This is a genomic window from Bacillus paranthracis (genome assembly GCF_001883995.1).
Lineage (GTDB): Bacteria > Bacillota > Bacilli > Bacillales > Bacillaceae_G > Bacillus_A > Bacillus_A paranthracis.
Genome location: NZ_MACE01000049.1, coordinates 671460 through 690732 on the forward strand (window position 1 = coordinate 671460; position 19273 = coordinate 690732).

The following is a 19273-nucleotide window of genomic DNA, read 5'->3' on the forward strand; positions in this document are numbered from 1 at the left end:
ACTATAGCCCCTCCCGTCTACGTAATGCAATAATTGCAATTAATAAAAAGAGTGCTGATATTCCAATATTTAAAGAAATGACTGGTAGTGCTGCCCCTACATCATTCGCATAAATAATTTTCATAACAGCTGTATTTGCCCACGTTAATGGTGATAAATTCGTAACGAAATTTTCTTCTATTACGAAATATGCACCGCCAAAAATAGAAGCTAGTTGCACTACCACCATAATAATTGCTCTAGACGATTCAGGTGTTTTTGTAATATATCCAATCCCTAAACCGAAGCTAATTGCTAGAAAGACTTCTGTTAATAAAATAAGAAATATGATTCCAAGGTGATCTCCCCAATTCGCTTGAAAGACAAATTTACTAAATAACATAACGAGTAATATGCACAGGGCATTTGCTACTAGACTACCAAGCACTTTCCCAATGAAAATTTCAGCCTTACTTATAGGTGCAGCAATAAGGCGATCTCCTGTTTTACGTATTCGTTCTCCTCGAATTAGAAAACTTGCTCCCATCGCAGCATACAGCGCAATCATCGTCGTCATTACAACCGCATAGTAATCCATAGAACCCGGTTTATTCGCAGCTTGTAAAGATGTTTCTTTTATATAATCATTATGATTTCCATTTGAAATAACTGCGCTCACCTTACTAGGATCAACTTTTGCAACTTCGGCTGCTACATTGTACTTATCAACAAATGTTATAAGCATACCTTCCACAATACTTCCCTCAATACTACTTTTGTCACTTCCGTAAGTTTTTGCACCATCTTTATTTAATTCTACATAAGCAGCATATTTATTTTGCTTCACTGCTTCCTTCCCATCTATACCTTCAGAAGCTTTTTTAAAATGAATCCCCGATTTATCAACTTCTTTCGCAAATGCTTCAAATGCTTGAGAAAACGTGCTACTCGCTTCATCTTTATATAGCACCTGTATATCTTTAATTGAATGACTATCACTATTAAACGCATTACTTAATGCTGTACCTAACACAAGCATAAGCACAATCGGAAAAGCTAACATAAAAACTAAAGTTCTTACGTCTCTGAAATCTCTTTTCATATGCATAATTGCAATATTGAAGATGTTCAATTGATGAACCTCCCTTTACCTTTTCTTCATTTACTCTTTATTTATCTCGTAAGTTTCTTCCAGTTAACGTAAGGAATACCGTTTCTAAGTTAGGAGCCTGCTCCTCTAACGAACGGATTTCAATGTCATGATTGATGAAGTGCTGAACAATTTTATTTAAATTATTTAATCCTGCATCAGAATTTACTTTAATTACGTTCTCTTCAATTTGAACAGCTTTCACACCGTTTATCACTTTTAATTTTTCTACATCTAAATTCTCTACCGATTTCACTTCAATCCAAATATCTTTCGTATCAGTAATAATCGCTTTTAACTGCTCTTTCGTTCCTTCTGCAATCACTTTACCGTGATCTACTATCGCTATTTTCGTACAAATCTCTTCTACCTCTTCCATATAGTGACTCGTATAAATAATCGTACTTCCCATTTCGTTTAATTTCCGAACAGACTGCAGGATATAATTTCTTGACTGTGGATCAATTCCAACTGTCGGCTCATCCATAATAATTAACTTCGGTCTATGAGCAATTGCACAAGCGATATTCAGTCTTCGCTTCATCCCGCCTGAAAAGTTCTTTGGATAGCTTTTCTGTTTATCGCTAAGTCCTACAAATTGAAGAGCTTCCTCGACCCTAGCTTTTAATTCAGCTCCTCGTAATCCGTACAATCCAGCAAAGAATTTCACATTTTCATAGGCTGTTAACTCTTCATAAATTGCAATATCTTGCGGAACGATACCGATATTCATCTTCGCAAATCGATTATGTTTCTTTATATTTTTTCCTAGTATGCTAATTTCACCTTCATTACTTCTTAACAAACCAGCAATCATGTTGATTGTCGTACTCTTACCAGCACCATTCGATCCTAAAAAGCCAAATATTTCTCCTTCTTTAATAGATAAAGACATATTATCAACTGCGATGAAATCACCAAATTTTTTCGTTAAATTTTTAATTTCTAAAGTATTCATCGTTTCACCCCTATTTCCGTTTCTCTGCTTTTAGTATAAACAAAAAGAATGAACCTGCTCAGTGCAGAAGTTCATTCTTTTCACATGAGATTATTCACTTTTTTCATATGAGATGATTCATCCTCATATCGGTAGCAACATTGTTACTGAAAAACCACCTGTTCCATCTACAATAATTTTACCATTTACAGACGCCGTTCGTTCCTCCATCCCCATAATCCCGAGACCTTTTTTAACAAGTACTGCACCTTTTCCATTATCCTTCACTTGCACTTTCACCATCTTGTTAAGTACATGAATATCGATTGAAATGACTGTCGCATCAGCATATTTCATCGCATTTGTTAATGCCTCCGTAACATTTTCACCGATAATCTTCCACTGAATCGGTGAAATCATATCTAAATTCCCTTTATATACGAAAGGAATATTTATATCATGCTTACCGGCAAATTCCTCTATGAATAATTTCATACGATGAATGCCAATTTGCTCAGTTGGTGGCTTCATATTTTTTAATGTAATCCGAATGCTTTCAATACCATCTTTTGAAATATGTATTGCATTTTGTAATAACTCAGCTGATTTTTCTTTATCTATCTCCATTAACCTCTTTGCTGCTTCCATTTGAATGAGTGCCCCTGTCATCGAGTGGCCAATTTTATCATGAATTTCCTGTGATAACCGGTTTCTCTCTTCTAACTTAAATGTGTACTCTGATTGTCTTATATACTCTTTATTTTCATTTAAGCTTTTCGTCAGCCGCTGCATATCTTTTCGCATCTGATCATTTTGTGATTCAAGCTTTAATACGCGCGATATATACCGTTCTGCCATAGTTAATACGAGAAAGGAAAATGCAACAATTAATCCATATGTCATTCTAATACTTTCATTTGTAAAGATAATAGGAATCATCATAATGATAAATAGCTGCCATTTCTTCTCTATATAACGGAATATAACTTCATATAAGTTCAGTGGTAAAAACAATATAAAGAACGAATGAATCTTCCATGTAAATAACATAACTAAGCCAATCGATACAGAAGTTAATATGTTTTTGTACGTATCTTTTTTACATATAGAAATTAGCACGTTTACAGAAAGATATAAAAGCAAAGTCAGTATAATCCATGGTAAGTTCGCAACATTTAAATACATGTAACTAAACACAATATATATAAAGACAATTAATTTACTTACAATTAACCAAAATTCCATATCTTTAATCTACTTTCCCTGTTAAATAATAAATCGCGATTTGTGTACGATGTTCCAGTCCAGTTTTCCCTAAAACTGACGTAATATAATTTGCAATTGTTCCTTCTGATATGAAAAGTTGCTTCGAGATTTCTTTATTCGAAAAGCCTTTTGCAATTAATGCGATAATACTCAGCTCTCTTTCAGTAAAAAGACTTTTATCTATTTTACATTCTTCCTCTTTACTTTCCATTAAATTAGACTTAATTTTATCGAGAACTACATCTTGCATAACGGTTTGACCGTTATATACTCCTTTAATCGCATCTCGAATACGCTCTGGATCATTATTTTTTAATAAATAACCTTTTGCTCCGTTTTTTACTGCATCCAAAATATATTCATCGTCATCAAACGTCGTTAAAATAAGCGGCTTCGTTTTCGTCTCTTCACAAATGAATTTCGTCGCCTCTACCCCGTTCATATTTGGCATGCGAACATCTAATAGAGCGATATCAACGTCGTTCTTTTTGCAATATTCCACTGCTTCTTTCCCATCATTTACTGTATCTACTACTTCGAACTCTTCATATGTATTTAAAATAATTTTCATGCCTTCTCTTATAAAAGAGTTATCATCTGCTATTAATATTTTAATTTTCATGTTTGTTAGTATGGATCTTCCCCTACTAACATTCACATCCTTTCTTCCCGTAACATTTCTTACTTGCTCATTATATACTTCTCTTTACCATTTTTTCACACCTTTTTTCATCTAGCCCCCTTCCTAAAAATATATTATTCTTTTTTTACAACATGTGTAGGGTGACTTATCGTTCTTTACGTCTATATAATAGAATGCGTCAAAAAGGAGGGAGAGACCCATTGAGGAAAAACAATTAATTGAAAAAGCACAGCAAGGAAGCGAACATGCTTTTCGTATCCTTGTGCAAACATATCGTCATTATATTTTTCAAGTTATCTTTTCTATTTTAAGACATGAAGAAGATGCGAAAGATGTTACACAAGAAGTATTCGTAAAAATTCACGCCTCTCTCCCAAATTATCAATTTCGCGGATTAAAAACGTGGATGGCGCGTATTGCCACCAATCACGCTATTGATTATAAGAGAAAGAAAGCTAGAGAAAACGAAGAACTCTCTTTATGTAAAGAAACTGAGGAAAATATAAAATCCTCTCATAATATTGAGGCTTTATTATTGACGAAAGAGCAGAAATTACTCATTGCTCAAAAACTGAGAGAACTTCCCGATAATTACCGTGACGTCGTTCTCGCACATTACTTAGAAGAAAAAAGCTATCAAGAAATTGCTTTACAGGAAAACATCGAAGTGAAAACAGTCGAAATGAAACTGTATCGGGCAAGAAAGTGGATTAAAAAACATTGGAAGGAGGAAGAGTTTCTATGATGCATTATTCAAAAGAAGATTGGCGCAATTATACATTAAATGTTATAGAAAGCAATGAACGTGAATCTATGGAAGAACATCTTTATGAATGTGATCATTGTTTAGCACTTTATATGGAAAGTATTGATGAACAACAGGAAAACCTTCCAATGATAAATGATGATTCATTTACGAACGAAGTTATGACGCAAATTAATTTTGAAACGCTACAACCTAATGAAAATATAAAAACAAACTCACTAAAGCGCACCATCGTTCACTACATAATTGCGACTGCGGCTACAATTATTTTTATGGTAAGTGGTTTATTCCAATATATTTTCACAGCGACATCAAATTTCGAGAAATCTTCAAAACATAACGAGTCTTCTATCTCACAACAAATTGTAAACAAATCGGTAGACACATCAAAAAAGGACGGAGGTTCAAAGCATGAATAAAAATCCCTTTTTAGCACTTGTATTAGGGCTAATTCCTGGGCTTGGACATTTATATTTAAAGAAGTTTGGACGGTTTATTTTATATGGTGGAGGAGCTTTATTACTATTTTCCATTGCAGTTTTTTGCGTAGTAGAATTAATAGCGCGCGAACTTGCTTTTCTTTCTCTATTTTTACTAGCCGTGTTATGGGTGGTCAACTTACTAGATTTAGTTATCACAATTATTAACCAATCGAAAAAACAAGCAACCGGAGAATTGACAGAGTCCTCTAAAGAGAGCGAACGATTTTATATCATTCTTCTTTCCATCATCCCTGGACTTGGTCATTTTCAATTAGGACTTATGCAACGTGGCCTTACATTTTTAGTAGCTTGTACAGGAATCGGAAGTATGATCATTTTCGTTGCTCTTTTAACATCTCAAGAAAGTTTTCTTATCTTTCTCATGACGTTACCTGTTTTATGGATTTATAATTTCTTCGATGTTGTTCAGCAACTCCAGAAAAAAGAACGTGGTGAGCAATTAATTGATCGTACCATTTTCGAAGATTTTGAAGAGCACCGTGAACAAGGAAAAAAAAGTAAAACATTCGCTTCTATTTTAGCGATGTTTCCTGGAGCAGGACATATGTATTTAGGCTTACAGCGCCGTGGTCTTCAGCTTATGGCAGCCTTTTTACTTTCAATATATTTACTCGACTTATTAAGACTTTCAGCGTTTTTATTTTTAGTACCCATCATTTGGTTCTATAGCTTTTTTGACGCTTTACAACAAACTGCAAAATATGGAAAAGAACGTGTAAATGATGAACCTATCATTGATTATTTTATCAATCATCAAAGGTGGATCGGTATTGGATTAATTACACTCGGTGGTTATTATTTATTAGATCAAACAGTCCTTCCTATTTTGAATGATTACTTCGCAACTATATTTAACATTCATCTTAGCGAGCTGTATTATCGCTATTTCCAAACATCTATCGTTGCACTCCTCTTAATTGGTGGCGGCTTTAAATTGTTACTTGGAAATAAAGAAAATAAAGGTGGTACGAAAGAATGAGAACATGGCGCGTTGGAACATTTTCAATGGGGCTTTCTATTATTGCATTAGGTTGCTTCTTACTATTTTCAGTTATAAAAGGTACTGAGGTATTAAATTCCTTAACAGCATGGTGGCCTGTTTTACTTATTATACTTGGCGTGGAAATTTTACTTTACCTACTATTTTCTAAGAAGGAACAATCATTTATTAAATATGATATTTTTAGTATTTTCTTTATCGGTGTTTTAGGAAGTGTTGGCATTGCTTTTTACTGTTTATTATCAACTGGATTGCTAGAAGAAGTTCGCTACGCCATTCATACAACTAGACAAACGAACACGATTCCAGAAAGCAAACTTAGCATTCCTGAATCTATCAATAAAATTGTCGTAGATGCAGGTACAGACAACCATCCTCTAACGATAGACGGAAGAAACTCAAATGAAGTTAGCCTTCTTGGAACATACGAAATGACAACAAAAGGAAATGAAAAACCAAATTTAAAACAAGAAGATTTTCTTTCAGTTCAAACGACCGGAGAAACAATGTATATAACATTAAAGTCGTTACCGTTTCATCAAAGACTGTTTGGTCATGAACCACGCGTAAAGCCGACACTTGTACTACCGCAAACGAAACATGTAGAAATTCGTGCTTCTAATCGCGATCTTTCTCTTTATCCAGGTCAATTACAAAACAATTGGTTTGTACAAGAAAGCTCAGGTGTATCTGTTCATTTAATAAAAGAAAGTGACATTTCTCTAACAGCAGTAACAAACCAAAAAGAAGCTATCGGAAATACACCTTGGGAACAAGTAGAGGATTTAACGAAAAAAGAAAATAATTCTTCAGAAGAAAATCCAGAATTAAACGGGCAAGAACATTGGTATAAAAATTCGATTAAAACCGGGAATGGAACGTACAAATTAAACATTGAGAAAGCTTACAATTTAAATATGAGCGTTATTGAAAAATAAAAAAACCTTCCGCAATTGCGGAAGGTTTTTCTCATATAATCGCTTTAATTCCCTCTAACACTAAGCCAATCATAAATCCGCAAACAGCTCCGTTTACTCGGATCCATTGCAAATCTTTACCGACGTTATTTTCAATCATTTCAATTAACGTTTTATCATCTAACTTATCAAGATTTTCTTGCACAAGCTTTCCGATTTTCGAATGGTTATTCTCAACAAGCTTCACAACTTGTTTTTGTAACCAATCTTCTATTTTTTGAACAGTCACTTCGTCATCTTTTATTTTATTCATTTGTTTTTGTAAAAATGGAATAACATACTTATCCGCAAATTCTTCATTGTTTACAAAGACAACTGCTTTTTGCTGCACTTGTTCCAGCATCTCTTTAATTTTGTCAGTAGCGTTCCAATTGGCAATCCATTTTTCTTTCCAATTTTCTAATTCTTGTAGTAAAGCTTCATTTTCTTTTACATTTATTATTTCTTGACGAATTTTCGCTAATATAAGTTGTCTCGTGCTATTATCAGCATCTTGTAAGCTGCTAATATTACTAATAATAAACTTCTGCAAAATACCTCCAATTTTATCTTCATCTACAATATTCATAAATGATTTCAAAGTAAACTGCAAGAATCCATCTACTTTTATATTTTCCATCGCCTTCATACCTAAGCTTCCGAGTTGGTAACGCGCTTCATCTTGCGCTGTCCAGCCTTTCACTTTTACTAATATGTAATCAAGTGTCTTTTCATCATATTCTTGCACAACTAATTGATCAACAAGCACTTGTAAAATGTTACTTGTATTCATTGTATGCAAATACGTTTTTAATTCTTTTTCAATAATAACCGCTAATTTTTCAGTATCTATTGAAACAATCGCTTTCTCCGCAATCGTTACAATCCCTTTTTTCACAGCATCAGACTGCATTTCTCTCTCTGCAATTTGCAGCACCATTTGTGCTAATTGCATTTCTTTTACTTTATTCGTAATACTTTCTTTCGTTAGCCACTCATTTTCTAACGTATTGATGAGCCCTTTCGTTACTCGTTTACGATTTTTCGGTAACAAAGCTGTATGCGGAATTGGAATTCCCATCGGGTGACGGAATAATGCTGTAACTGCGAACCAATCTGCGAGCCCGCCGACTAACCCAGCTTCAAATCCCCCTTGTATAATCTCACCTGCTACCGTTCCTTGAAATGGAATAGAAGCCGCAAAACCTACTCCCATAACCCCAAGCGAAATACCCGCTATATATTTAGTCTGTAATGACATCGTATACACATCCTCTTATTATGTAAAATAAAGCTTTTTGTTGTATTTATTTGATATTAGTTCTTTATATCTATACTATAATGAACTAATGCGAAAATAACAAAGAATTTATAATAATACAAGTCTTCCTTTCACACACTTTACAATCATCTGGATTAAATTTTTACATTTTTTCAAAACAATACCACTCTCTGTAAAGTTGTATATGTTAAACTATCTATATAACTTTATAATGGATTGGAACGATTAAAAATGTTCTCTAGCAAATTATCTACTTTAAAAAGAAGTATATTCCAAGGTGAAATATTTCAGTTTTTAAACAAAAAAGATGGCCTAATCGCCATTTTCTTTATCGCTATTTATTTAGCATACTTTTATTTTTTAATGAACTTTTGGTATTCTCCATTAATGAAAAATTCATACTTTCCAATCTCACATCCGCGCCTTTATGCTGTTTTAGGAATTACTTTGCACCAAATACCTATCGTAATTCTATTATTTATTATTCTTAAAAGATCGAAACAAACGTTATCAAGTATTGGTTTTAGAAAAAAAGGATTGAAATCTTCTCTCTTAATCGGAGCTTTTCTTTTGTTTATATACGTATATAAATACGAAAAAATAAATGGATTTCAATTAGAAATGTTTTATTTCTTTTACTACTATATAATTAATATCGGTTTTGAAGAGGAAATTATATTTAGAGGATATCTTTGGCCAAGATTAGTTGTGTTACTAGGTAAATTTTGGGGTACATTTCTTACATGTGCATGCTTCGGGGTTGCCCATTCATTTATGCCGATTATTTTAGGTGACACCTCTCAAGGAATTGGGGATTGGGTAGGAGCTGGCCTTGCAGGACATTTGCTTTATGCCTTTATTTACACTCGTAATAATAATCTACTCCTCCCCATATTCATTCATGCTTTTTTAGATATGCCCTATAAATAAAAATGAGGCTATTTACAGCCTCATTTTTATTTATACATTAATGCCTCACCTGTTTTATAATACCCATCCATCACATCTTCTGGAACCATACTACCACCAGTTCCCCATACAATATGAGTACCTTTTTTCATCTCCTTCATTAACTGTTGCTCTTGTAAATATGCATCTTCTTTACATACTTTTACTGGTCCTATCATACCTGCTAATGCAGAAGGCTCTAAATAAATATTCTCTGTATCAGCTAGTTCTTTTAACAATCTATATAACTCTTCATCGCTTACTGTGTAATTCCCACTCAAAAATGGTTCCATCGTTTTACCAACAAATCCAGATGGCCTTCCTACCGCAAGTCCGTCTGCGTCTGTTACATTATCAATTCCGATATCTTGAACAGCGATTTTATCATGAAGTCCTGTCATTAACCCGATTAACATACATGGAGAATGTGTTGGCTCTGCAAAGAAACAGTGTACGTTGTCTTTATACAATAACTTTAAACCAAATGCGACTCCGCCAGGTCCGCCCCCTACTCCGCATGGCAGATAAACGAATAAAGGATGCTCTTCATCCACTACAATCTCTAACTCTTCTAATTGTTTTTGTAAACGCGATGCTGCTACTGCGTATCCTAAAAATAAATCATGTGAGTTTTCATCATCTACAAAATAACAGCTAGGATCAGCATCTGCTTGCCTTCTTCCTTCTTCTACAGCTTTACTATAATCAGCTTCATATTCAATAACATTTACACCTTTACTTCTTAATAAATCTTTTTTCCATCGTTTCGCGTCTGCTGACATATGAACCGTTACGTTAAAACCTAGTTTCGCACTCATAATCCCAATGCTTAGCCCTAAATTACCTGTAGAACCTACAGCAATTGAGTATTTTGCAAAAAACTCTCTACATGTATCACTATCTAAAATGGAATAATCATCTTCTTCTGTTAACATACCATGCTGCAAAGCTAATTGTTCAGCATGTTTCAACACTTCATAAATGCCGCCTCTAGCTTTAATTGATCCTGATATTGGGAGATGGCTATCACATTTTAATAATAATTCTCCTAATATAGGTTGCTCGTAATTTTTCTCTAAAGACTGTTTCATAGAAGGTATCTTCACTAAAGGTGATTCTATAATACCGCCTGTGTCTTTCGTTTCAGGAAAAACTTTCGCAATGTATGATGCAAAACGCTTTAACCTCTCCTCCGCATCTTTTACATTCTCTTCACTGAGTGGCGAATCTTTTATTGCCGTTTCATACTTTTCCATGTTCGGATTCACCCAAAACACTTCTTCTGTTGCGATTAATTTATTTAAGAGTGGATATCCCTCTTTTAATTTCTCTATTCCCTTCATTCTCTTCCTCCTCATCACCTTGTAGCTTACGATTTAATAAATTATAATTAAATTAATTTTAATATAGTTTAACATAAATTTTTCACTTTAGTTAATTTTAATTTAATTTATTTAAATATAATTTAATAATTAGTAAGGAGATTTTCATTATGGAAAATATAGATATTGGTAAAAAAATTGAAAAACAAAGAAAAGAAAAAGGTTTAACGAGTAAAGAACTTGCAAAGATGGCTGCTATTACACCATCTATGTTAAGTCAAATTGAGCGTGGATCTGCTAACCCTTCTATCCAAACATTAAAAGTACTCGCTAAAGCTCTTGATGTTCCAACATTTAGCTTTTTACTTGAAGATACAAATACAGACGATTTAATTGTACGTTCTCATAAACGAAAAAAAATGATTATCGATAATTTATCATATGAAATGCTATCACCTGATTTCACAGGAAATTTAGCAACAGCAATTATGACCATCCCGCCGAATACAGCTTCGTCAGAAAATGTGCTAGAACATAAAGGTGAAGAATTAGCATATGTATTAGAAGGGAAAATCACATTACATTTAAATGAAGAAGAGTACATATTAGAAACGGGTGATAGCGTAAAAATACCCGCTTATTTAAAACATAAATGGGTAAATCAATTCGAGAAAAATGCCATTGTTTTATTTTCTGTTACTCCGCCGATTTTTTAATAGATGTAATAAAAATAGCCACGTGCGGATTCCTCCGTACATGGCTATTTTTATCTTTTCGGCACGAACAAAATCCCTAAACTCATAACACAAAAACTTAGTATTTGCTGCATCGATAAACCAAATAGAACTGAATTCTGTTCACTAACAAGCGAAATAATAATATGAGCAAACCCCTCAATAATTAGAAAAACACTTATATTCTTTCCATTTCCAAGCCTTTCATTTTTCATCCATAACAAGCCCACTATACAAAGAGCCAGGATGATCTCATATACGAATATAGGATGATATAAAAATTTAGATTCATATATTTTCACACCCCAAGGCAATGTCGTTTGTACACCTATTTTGTGGTGGAATAGAAAATAAAAAATAATACTCATACAAAACCCAATAGGCAATGCATCAAGTAAAATACGAAGCGAAAATTTCTCCTTTTTACTTTTCCAAACAATGTATACACTTGCAATTATGCATCCTACTACAATGTGTTTCATACTTCCTATAGCTAATATCGCTTGCAATGGCGACCTAATAGCCCATACTGGATTTATAATTGCCGGTGCAAATTTCCATACAAATACAATGATTAGAAAAGCATTTGTTACTGCATCCATCATTTTTTCATATGTTACACTTTCGTTCTTCATCTTTCGTTTCATCAATATAAATCCAAATAGACTTCCAATTATAAGAGCTACAGGTTGTATCCTCACGATCCACTCCATTAATACAAAATCCCCTCTTTAACTCTCAATTAATTTCTTAAATTTCTCTTCTAATTGATCTGGAGGTAATACGCCTCGTACTTGCTCTACAATAATTCCATCTTTATTAACAAAAAACGTCGTTGGTAAAGAAAATACTTTATAGTCTAATCCAGCTACTCCGTCCATATCTAGTAAAACAGGAAACTTAAATCCGTGACGATCCGCAAAAGCGCTCGCTTCTTGCACTGGATCTCCTATTGTTGCATTTACCGCAAAGATTTCAACATCTTTTTTATATTTATCATACATACGAACTAAGTCAGGTGCCTCCATTTCACATGGACCACACCATGATGCCCAAAAATTAATAAGATATGGTTTACCTTTTGCATCATTTAACGAATACAGCTTCCCGTCTAATCCTTTTAATGTTATGTCTGGTGCTTTAAATCCTACTTGTGGTAATACTTCTGTTTTCTGTAATTCCGCTTGTTTCGCTTTTCTTTCTTTTTCTTCTTTCTTTGCATTATAAAAATTAACTCCGGCCCAAATTAGTGCTCCGGCTAGTATAATAGCAATTAGTTTCTTCACTTTTCTTCCTCCTCATTTTTAAAAACCTGTAAATCCACCGAATAGACGAATAAAGAATGCTGTAATTTTCTTCATTTGATTTGTATACAATAAAACACCTGTAATATATATAGGGATAAAAAGTATCATGATATAAATGACAATACCTCTATACACACTACATAGAGTAGTGTTCATCCTTAAAAAAAGAGGCTATATGCACTCTCCGACAATCAGTACAACCGACATACAGAATAAACCTACTGTTACATATACCGAATTCGTATGTAACGGAATAGTAAGCTTAACAACTTTTTCATGTAACACTTGCTCAATTCGTAAATTTATTGCTGTTTTTGCAAATGAAGCTGTCACACATCGGTTTTCCATTGTCTTTATTTTAATTAATTTTAATAATGCGCTTCCTAACTCAAACGAAGACTCCATTTTTTGCATCGCATATTTATCAGCAGCTAGCTCCTGATACGTGTGATACCGCTGTAACAATCCTTTTAATATCGGTATGTACATCATTCCTTCTGCTAATAACGTAAAACAAAATAATTTTAGCGGATCTCGATTGTTTTGATGATATTCTTCATGAAAAATAATCGCATCCATTTCTTCATCTGAAAATGTTTGAAGCATCCCTTCTGACACGACAACTTTCGGACGAAATAATCCAATTGTAAATGCCGCAACTTCCGCAGTCGGCAATATATATATTTGTTTTCCTTTTCGAACGAAAGGAATAAGTACTTTTTGTAATCTTTTAGTATCAAAAAATTGTCGCCACATTCTTTTGCACACGATAAACAATGTAAGTAGTAGAAATCCAGCGATTATAATACGAATGAGCGATAATTCTTTCATATGTTTTTCTAACTGAAACAAGCAAAAATTTGAAAGAAAGAACGCCTTATTTTGAAAAAGAAATGGATATGTAACGTAATACACTAACATACTGAAAAAGACGGTACTAACAATTATTGCTAACAATACGATTTTATGCATTTGCCATTTCATTTCATTAATCCTCTTTTTTTAACTGACTCAATCTATCTTCTAACTTTTTTATTAAAGTCGGATCAACCTGCTCTAACTCATCTAGCATATGATTTACAACTAAATCTCCAAATTCCCCCATTAATTCCTGCGTCATTTTCTTCGTTTGATTAGATAAGAACTCTTCTTTTGTTTGTACAGCACGATATATGCCACTTCTTTTCACAGTCTGCTTTTCTAAGTGTAATTTCTCTACTAACCTGTTCATAACTGTCATAACGGTATTAAAATTCACAGGTGATTCTTCACTTAATTTCTGCTGTACTTCTTTAATCGTAATACCCTCGCTAGACCAAACAATCTCCATAATTTTCGCTTCAAGCGGTCCAAAGAAATGATTTAACCCTTGCTCATTTAGCTTATAGTTTTGAGTAAACATCATGCGTCTCCTTTCACACTACGAATTGTAGTATAAATTAATTGAAAGGTCAAACGTAGATGATATATACGAAAATGAACTACCTATAAATACATAGGCAATTCCATTCATTTTAAACCTAATTTTTCTCCAAATGTATCAAAGAGATACTGCTCTAATATTTGTACACTAAACTTCTCATTACGTCCAAGTGCAAACAATTCCCGATCTTTCGCTACGATCGTATCTAACGGGATAACGACATTATCCACTATTTTTGTAATTTCAATGATGTTACTTTTTACATTTACCTCTGTTTTAAATTCAATGTTTTCTAATACGATATGCGAGCGTCTTCCTGATGCAAAAAAAGTAAAGTTAGGATTTTTATAAATACCAATTTCACTCTCTAGCGGATATAAATACTGAAAAATGATATCTCTATGTCCATCTTTTATTATTTTTTCATCCTTCTCATCATCCAAGTATTCCTTCACCTTCGTTGTAAATTCGAATCGAAAATCCACTTTTCTCACGCTCCCTCTTTGTATTTTTATATTAAATAAATATATTGAAATAATTTTACCATATTGTAATACAAGTTCCTATTAAAAGTAAAAACTCATTTGTAAAATCTCTATTATTTCCGATTCCTTTTTAAAGGATAAGTACTCATTCAATATGAATACATGCTTCTTTATATCCATTTAAACATATTGTTTCCATATTTTGAAACAATAGTATGAAGTATTATATATTAATAAATTGTTTCTAATTCATTTCTCAATATAACCAGCCTTTGCTTTACTATTCCGATATATTCAAACTATATTTTCTACTTAATCATTACATCGCAGAAGGAATGTAACTCTCTTCTATCGAATTTTTATATAACGAAAATGATTAGGTGGTGCTTTACTATGAAATTAGCTGTCATTGGTGGCGGTGATTTACAAGATTCAAATCACTCGCCTATTAATGAGCGACTTATAGAATTAACAAATAAACAGTATCCGAAAGTATTATTCATTCCTACAGCTAGTCATGATGATGAAAGCTATATAAAATTATTTTTAGACACATTCGAAAAACAATTACACTGTGACGTACAAATTTTACGTATTATAGCCGATACACCTTCTAAATATGAAATAGACGAAATGATTCAGTCTGCTGATTTAATTTATCTCAGTGGCGGAAACTATATTCAAATGATTTCAGAATGGAAAGAACATAAGCTCGATGAAAAATTACTATCGGCTCTGCAGCAAGGAACGCTCATTGCAGGGTGTAGCGCTGGTGCTATGTGCTGGTTCACATCTAGCACCCGCTCAGATTATGAAGGTTCCGGTTATATAGAGAGCAACGGCTGGGGAATTGTGAACAAAAGGTTTTGTCCACATTATAATCAATTAAATAGAATGAACGCCTTCCATTCCTTTTTACAAAATCATCAAGGGAATATAGAAGGCATTGCACTAGAGGATAATTGTGCCTTATATATTACAGAAGAATCTTTTGAAATTATCGGTGAACCAGAAAAAGCGTGGGAGTTTTATATGAGTGATAACAAACTCATTAGACAACATTTTGATATTACTTTAAAAAGCTATTTGTAACCTACACTTACAAAAAATGTCCCTAAGTATAATAACTTAGGGACATTTTCAATATTTAACTCACTAATCGTGTAATTCGTTTCTTCTGCCATGAAAGCTTATAATATGCATATTGTAGTATTAAACTGACAATAAACGCTGCTGGGTACCCAATCCATATCCCTTCTATGCCAAGACTTGTATGGTAAGAAAGGTAATACGCTACAGGTACTTCTACAAGCCATATTGATACGACGCCGATAACAGTTGGCCATAATACTGTACCACTCGCTCGCATTGTCGCACTAATAATTTGCGCATGCCCGAAAATTAAATAACTCCATAATGTAATCATAACTAGGCTATGAGCAATTTCAATTGTAGTTTGACTCGTTAAAAATAGTGATAGAATGTCTCTTGAGAACAAGTAAATGAGAGATATTAGCACACCACCGATGACGTAGTTCATAATAATTCCGGCCTTCACAACTTTCTGCAATCGATCAAATTGATTCGCACCAATTGATTGGGCAGCAAAAATGGAGACTGTAATACCAAGACTAACTGCTGGCATTTGCACATAACTTGCAACTTGGTTCACAACGCCATAAGCTGCTGTTGCATCCGAACCGTAACGATTTACAAACGCGATTACCGCAATTTCTGATAATGAAACTAATATCATATTAATACTCGCTGGAATACCAAGTCGTAGTAAAAGCTTTAATAACCCCCAATCCATTCGAAGATATTTCCTTACCGTACTATCTAATTGTAGTGGGTGATTTTTTTTCTTTAAATACACTAACATGACAATAAACGTAATAACTGTAGATATAACAGAAGCATAGGCTGCTCCATACACATCTAATTTTGGAGCACCTAACCATCCAAAAATAAGGATTGGTAATAAGATCATATTTAGTGCTGTACTTACAATTAAAAAGTAAAATGGCGTTTTAGAATCTCCTGTACCTCTCATAAACGTTGTGTATGCGAAATATAAAAATAAGATTGGCATCGATATAAATAAAATACGTGCATAATGTACACTTATTTCAATAATATTTTCTGGCGTCCCCATAAGGCGCATAATATCCATCGCAAAAATACTACCTACTATCGCTAACACAACTCCAATAATAAAGGTAAATGTTAGCGTCGTACCAACAATCGCTTTTAAACGATCTTCGTTTTTTGCCCCAAACGCCTGACCAATTAAAATGGAACTCCCTGAACCAATACCAATTACGAATGAAACAAGTAAGAAAAATAATGGGAAGAATGCCGATATGGCCGCTAAATCATTCACTCCAAGCCATCTTCCTACTACTACCATACCGAATAATTGTCCAACTGATTGTAGTACATTACTTAATAGTAACGGTACTAAAAACATGGACATCGATTTCCAAATCGGTTTACTCTCACTTTCTAACTTATGTGACTCCGCACCTTCTTTATTGTTATTTGTAGGTGGTTTCAAATTTCATTTCTCCTTTTATTAAAAATCTGTTTTTCAACTTCTATCTCTTTGTATAGTTGTTATAACGATGTGCTTCTATTCATTTTCTTGTCCCTATATTATAACTTCACCCAATATTGGCTTCCATCAGCTGTTCTATCTAAAAACCCGTATTCGATTAAATATCTTCTCAAAGTTACAAAATCCGGATATACGCTTTCTATAATAGCATTTACTTCTTTTTCAGTGTACTTTTTATTACTATCAAACTTCGTCACTAAATGACGTAATATAATTAATTTACGCTTTTGCTTTTTTGGAAATTTAGAAAGCGGTCCATCTAATCCCTCTGTAAAATGCGTTTTTAACACTTCATCATTTTCTTCTTCTGTAATATTGTAACGATCATCTACCATCGTTGCTGTTCTATGAATGGGTACAAATTTCGTTTGTACTTTTGATTTTTCTTCTGACAGTTCCATTAACGCTAAAAACACTTTCGCTTGCTTCATTTTCTCTCGAAGTGTAAACCGATGATTGCGGATGGTTGAAGTACTTCCGCCATCCATCTCTTTCACAATCTCTTTATCATTCAGCCCCATATGGAAAAACTGAACCATCTTCTTTTGCAAATCCGTTAAACCCGTATACTTCCTATCAATGTTTAATAAATAGTCAAACATAGATGTATGTTCGTTTTGCACATGCAATTGTACAAACTTCTCTGCTTCATACAAAACTTGATTATCTTGATAAATAACACCCTTAATAAACGTTTCTCCACAAGCTAAACAAATATACTCTTCCGTTTCCTCATCAAACACATACCCTTTTTTCAATTCCTCTACCGACGCATCCCAAAACTTCTCTGAAACATCGCTCATACTAAACACTCCTTTAAAATGTCCGTTTTAAAATAAACAAATTTCAATAACGTTTATTATCACTTCATCATCTTAACATAAACGAAATAAACATTTCAATGTTTCGTTTACCTATTTTTCAAACCTTTATAAAAAATGTCTATAAAACATTCTTTAAAAAGGACATGAAGCAATAAAAAGCGAATGTATTTAATAAATAAATTACGATAGGATGTGAAACAAAACATGACTATTCTGCACGACCCTTGGTTTACTGTTAAACAAATTGCCCAAAATACATATGCAATTAGTGAATATGGAGATTGGGAGAAAGTACATTCAATTTTAACTACAAAAAAGGTGTTTCCGTATAAGAAAACACCTTTTACTTTTTATATATTCTATTTAAAGTCTCAACTAAAACCTTACTTGCTTGTACAAATGTATGCTTTCGGTTTCTATCTTCAACAAATGTATTAGCACAACTCCCCATAATCATCATACAACTAATTATGACTAACACTATCTTTCTATTCTTGTAAGTCACTTCATGCCACTCCACTATTACAAAACTTCTTTTGAATGTATCCCATCAAGAAATTTTACATGAATAATAAAACGTGTGAATATGCAATTATGCATATTCACACGTTTTATTACAATGTTATGATTTAATTTAGTTAAAGTACACGTATACCGAGGTGACTAACTTGAAATTTAAAGCGAAAAAAAATCCATTTCACGTCATTTTTATTACATTATTTATCATGATTTTTTTCATTTCACTATTTTTCCAAAATGAAAATTCTATTTTTTTCACCCTCATGATGCTGCTAAATATCGTGAATCTTTCTTCATTCTATTTCTCTCACTACAACGTAACAGAATCATCTCTTTTCGTAAAACATGGTTTCATACTACGTACTGAAATTCCCTTTGAAGATATTCGCCACATTAAATACTCTGGTAAAAAACTTCATTCAAAGAAATGGACTAGACAGCAATTAGAAATCCATTATAATTTATTCGACTCTGTGACAACTTTCGTACCACAAGAAGAAGAAAAATTCATTGCACTTTTAAAAGAAAACTGCCCACATATGAAAATATTGAATATGTCTGCTAACAAATAATATATTTTGGCATTTACAGTAATAAAAAAACCAAGATTCT

The 19273-nt window shown here is 33.2% G+C and carries 22 protein-coding genes and 1 pseudogene; 9 read left to right on the forward strand and 14 right to left on the reverse strand.

The window, feature by feature from the left end; genetic code table 11:
* Position 1 precedes the first annotated feature (1 nt).
* From BAQ46_RS20410 to BAQ46_RS20425, 4 genes are all read right to left on the reverse strand, one after another.
* Complete coding sequence (locus tag BAQ46_RS20410) at positions 2 to 1111, reverse strand: ABC transporter permease (RefSeq protein ID WP_001020164.1); 1110 nt, start codon at positions 1109 to 1111, stop codon at positions 2 to 4.
* Positions 1112 to 1148: 37 nt separating this feature from the next.
* The gene (locus tag BAQ46_RS20415) at positions 1149 to 2087 is read right to left on the reverse strand and encodes an ABC transporter ATP-binding protein (protein ID WP_001093821.1); all 939 of its coding nucleotides are present in this window, start codon (positions 2085 to 2087) and stop codon (positions 1149 to 1151) included.
* 123 nt (positions 2088 to 2210) lie between these two features.
* A complete protein-coding gene (locus BAQ46_RS20420) occupies positions 2211 to 3311 on the reverse strand; it encodes a sensor histidine kinase (RefSeq protein ID WP_046197745.1) in 1101 nt (366 codons plus the stop codon).
* Positions 3312 to 3315: 4 nt separating this feature from the next.
* Positions 3316 to 3954 (reverse strand): response regulator transcription factor, encoded by a 639-nt coding sequence (locus BAQ46_RS20425; RefSeq protein WP_000694106.1) that lies wholly within the window; start codon positions 3952 to 3954, stop codon positions 3316 to 3318.
* A 283-nt stretch (positions 3955 to 4237) separates the two neighbouring features.
* On the opposite strand from BAQ46_RS20425, the gene BAQ46_RS20435 reads away from it, so the two are divergent.
* Genes BAQ46_RS20435 through exsE form a run of 4 tightly spaced genes read left to right on the forward strand, consistent with a single transcriptional unit; the run spans position 4238 to position 7182 of the window.
* Positions 4238 to 4720: an RNA polymerase sigma factor gene (locus tag BAQ46_RS20435; RefSeq protein ID WP_001195469.1), complete on the forward strand. Its 483-nt coding sequence runs from the start codon at positions 4238 to 4240 to the stop codon at positions 4718 to 4720.
* A complete protein-coding gene (locus BAQ46_RS20440; protein WP_000972367.1) occupies positions 4717 to 5160 on the forward strand; it encodes a hypothetical protein in 444 nt (147 codons plus the stop codon). The genes BAQ46_RS20435 and BAQ46_RS20440 overlap by 4 nt, the downstream gene beginning before the upstream one ends.
* A complete protein-coding gene (locus tag BAQ46_RS20445; protein WP_071742608.1) occupies positions 5153 to 6223 on the forward strand; it encodes a hypothetical protein in 1071 nt (356 codons plus the stop codon). Before BAQ46_RS20440 ends, BAQ46_RS20445 begins: the two co-directional genes overlap by 8 nt.
* A complete protein-coding gene (gene exsE / locus BAQ46_RS20450; RefSeq protein WP_071742610.1) occupies positions 6220 to 7182 on the forward strand; it encodes an exosporium protein ExsE in 963 nt (320 codons plus the stop codon). The genes BAQ46_RS20445 and exsE overlap by 4 nt, the downstream gene beginning before the upstream one ends.
* Before the next feature lie 31 nt (positions 7183 to 7213).
* Here the strand turns inward: exsE and BAQ46_RS20455 are convergent, their stop codons facing one another.
* Positions 7214 to 8461, reverse strand: a complete 1248-nt coding sequence (locus BAQ46_RS20455; protein WP_071742612.1) for a DUF445 domain-containing protein — start codon at positions 8459 to 8461, stop codon at positions 7214 to 7216.
* A 237-nt stretch (positions 8462 to 8698) separates the two neighbouring features.
* On the opposite strand from BAQ46_RS20455, the gene BAQ46_RS20460 reads away from it, so the two are divergent.
* A complete protein-coding gene (locus BAQ46_RS20460) occupies positions 8699 to 9412 on the forward strand; it encodes a CPBP family intramembrane glutamic endopeptidase (protein WP_249024557.1) in 714 nt (237 codons plus the stop codon).
* A 26-nt stretch (positions 9413 to 9438) separates the two neighbouring features.
* Here the strand turns inward: BAQ46_RS20460 and dsdA are convergent, their stop codons facing one another.
* Positions 9439 to 10773, reverse strand: coding sequence for a D-serine ammonia-lyase (gene dsdA / locus BAQ46_RS20465; RefSeq protein ID WP_071742616.1), 1335 nt, complete (start codon positions 10771 to 10773; stop codon positions 9439 to 9441).
* Positions 10774 to 10922: 149 nt separating this feature from the next.
* Here dsdA and BAQ46_RS20470 point away from each other — a divergent pair, with 149 nt between their 5' ends.
* On the forward strand, positions 10923 to 11468 hold the full coding sequence (locus BAQ46_RS20470; RefSeq protein WP_071742618.1) for a helix-turn-helix domain-containing protein: 546 nt from the start codon (positions 10923 to 10925) through the stop codon (positions 11466 to 11468).
* A 50-nt stretch (positions 11469 to 11518) separates the two neighbouring features.
* Here the strand turns inward: BAQ46_RS20470 and BAQ46_RS20475 are convergent, their stop codons facing one another.
* From BAQ46_RS20475 to BAQ46_RS20495, 6 genes and pseudogenes are all read right to left on the reverse strand, one after another.
* The gene (locus BAQ46_RS20475; RefSeq protein WP_071742620.1) at positions 11519 to 12199 is read right to left on the reverse strand and encodes a prolipoprotein diacylglyceryl transferase family protein; all 681 of its coding nucleotides are present in this window, start codon (positions 12197 to 12199) and stop codon (positions 11519 to 11521) included.
* Between the two features lie 18 nt (positions 12200 to 12217).
* Positions 12218 to 12772 (reverse strand): TlpA family protein disulfide reductase, encoded by a 555-nt coding sequence (locus BAQ46_RS20480; RefSeq protein WP_000733159.1) that lies wholly within the window; start codon positions 12770 to 12772, stop codon positions 12218 to 12220.
* Positions 12773 to 12790: 18 nt separating this feature from the next.
* Positions 12791 to 12877 (reverse strand): annotated as a pseudogene (locus tag BAQ46_RS31720) (cytochrome c biogenesis protein CcdA); the annotation flags it as partial.
* An 87-nt stretch (positions 12878 to 12964) separates the two neighbouring features.
* Positions 12965 to 13777, reverse strand: a complete 813-nt coding sequence (locus BAQ46_RS20485; RefSeq protein ID WP_061130789.1) for a M56 family metallopeptidase — start codon at positions 13775 to 13777, stop codon at positions 12965 to 12967.
* 4 nt (positions 13778 to 13781) lie between these two features.
* Complete coding sequence (locus BAQ46_RS20490) at positions 13782 to 14195, reverse strand: BlaI/MecI/CopY family transcriptional regulator (protein WP_000495066.1); 414 nt, start codon at positions 14193 to 14195, stop codon at positions 13782 to 13784.
* 107 nt (positions 14196 to 14302) lie between these two features.
* On the reverse strand, positions 14303 to 14701 hold the full coding sequence (locus BAQ46_RS20495) for a DUF3942 family protein (protein ID WP_001983153.1): 399 nt from the start codon (positions 14699 to 14701) through the stop codon (positions 14303 to 14305).
* A gap of 393 nt (positions 14702 to 15094) precedes the next feature.
* Between BAQ46_RS20495 and BAQ46_RS20500 the strand changes: the two genes are divergently transcribed.
* Entirely contained in the window at positions 15095 to 15793 is a 699-nt protein-coding gene (locus tag BAQ46_RS20500) for a peptidase E (RefSeq protein ID WP_071742622.1), read from the forward strand.
* 55 nt (positions 15794 to 15848) lie between these two features.
* Here BAQ46_RS20500 and BAQ46_RS20505 read toward each other — a convergent pair whose 3' ends face one another.
* Together BAQ46_RS20505 and BAQ46_RS20510 are read right to left on the reverse strand one after the other, a co-directional pair.
* On the reverse strand, positions 15849 to 17258 hold the full coding sequence (locus tag BAQ46_RS20505; RefSeq protein WP_000804168.1) for an MATE family efflux transporter: 1410 nt from the start codon (positions 17256 to 17258) through the stop codon (positions 15849 to 15851).
* Positions 17259 to 17356: 98 nt separating this feature from the next.
* Positions 17357 to 18121, reverse strand: a complete 765-nt coding sequence (locus tag BAQ46_RS20510) for a DUF2087 domain-containing protein (protein ID WP_071742624.1) — start codon at positions 18119 to 18121, stop codon at positions 17357 to 17359.
* A gap of 213 nt (positions 18122 to 18334) precedes the next feature.
* Here BAQ46_RS20510 and BAQ46_RS29695 point away from each other — a divergent pair, with 213 nt between their 5' ends.
* Together BAQ46_RS29695 and BAQ46_RS20525 are read left to right on the forward strand one after the other, a co-directional pair.
* Positions 18335 to 18580 carry a hypothetical protein gene (locus tag BAQ46_RS29695; RefSeq protein ID WP_232788888.1) on the forward strand — a complete coding sequence of 82 codons (246 nt, stop codon included), beginning with the start codon at positions 18335 to 18337 and terminating at the stop codon, positions 18578 to 18580.
* A 230-nt stretch (positions 18581 to 18810) separates the two neighbouring features.
* The gene (locus tag BAQ46_RS20525; protein WP_000669080.1) at positions 18811 to 19233 is read left to right on the forward strand and encodes a PH domain-containing protein; all 423 of its coding nucleotides are present in this window, start codon (positions 18811 to 18813) and stop codon (positions 19231 to 19233) included.
* Positions 19234 to 19273: the final 40 nt, after the last annotated feature.

Excerpts from the sequence above, each read along its gene's own strand:
- BAQ46_RS20415 (WP_001093821.1), bottom strand. The coding sequence starts at position 2,087 with ATGAATACTTTAGAAATTAAAAATTTAACGAAAAAATTTGGTGATTTC.
- BAQ46_RS20420 (WP_046197745.1), bottom strand. The coding sequence starts at position 3,311 with ATGGAATTTTGGTTAATTGTAAGTAAATTAATTGTCTTTATATATATT.
- BAQ46_RS20425 (WP_000694106.1), bottom strand. The coding sequence starts at position 3,954 with ATGAAAATTAAAATATTAATAGCAGATGATAACTCTTTTATAAGAGAA.
- BAQ46_RS20440 (WP_000972367.1), top strand. The coding sequence starts at position 4,717 with ATGATGCATTATTCAAAAGAAGATTGGCGCAATTATACATTAAATGTT.
- BAQ46_RS20445 (WP_071742608.1), top strand. The coding sequence starts at position 5,153 with ATGAATAAAAATCCCTTTTTAGCACTTGTATTAGGGCTAATTCCTGGG.
- exsE (WP_071742610.1), top strand. The coding sequence starts at position 6,220 with ATGAGAACATGGCGCGTTGGAACATTTTCAATGGGGCTTTCTATTATT.
- BAQ46_RS20455 (WP_071742612.1), bottom strand. The coding sequence starts at position 8,461 with ATGTCATTACAGACTAAATATATAGCGGGTATTTCGCTTGGGGTTATG.
- dsdA (WP_071742616.1), bottom strand. The coding sequence starts at position 10,773 with ATGAAGGGAATAGAGAAATTAAAAGAGGGATATCCACTCTTAAATAAA.
- BAQ46_RS20470 (WP_071742618.1), top strand. The coding sequence starts at position 10,923 with ATGGAAAATATAGATATTGGTAAAAAAATTGAAAAACAAAGAAAAGAA.
- BAQ46_RS20475 (WP_071742620.1), bottom strand. The coding sequence starts at position 12,199 with ATGGAGTGGATCGTGAGGATACAACCTGTAGCTCTTATAATTGGAAGT.
- BAQ46_RS20485 (WP_061130789.1), bottom strand. The coding sequence starts at position 13,777 with ATGAAATGGCAAATGCATAAAATCGTATTGTTAGCAATAATTGTTAGT.
- BAQ46_RS20490 (WP_000495066.1), bottom strand. The coding sequence starts at position 14,195 with ATGTTTACTCAAAACTATAAGCTAAATGAGCAAGGGTTAAATCATTTC.
- BAQ46_RS20500 (WP_071742622.1), top strand. The coding sequence starts at position 15,095 with ATGAAATTAGCTGTCATTGGTGGCGGTGATTTACAAGATTCAAATCAC.
- BAQ46_RS20510 (WP_071742624.1), bottom strand. The coding sequence starts at position 18,121 with ATGAGCGATGTTTCAGAGAAGTTTTGGGATGCGTCGGTAGAGGAATTG.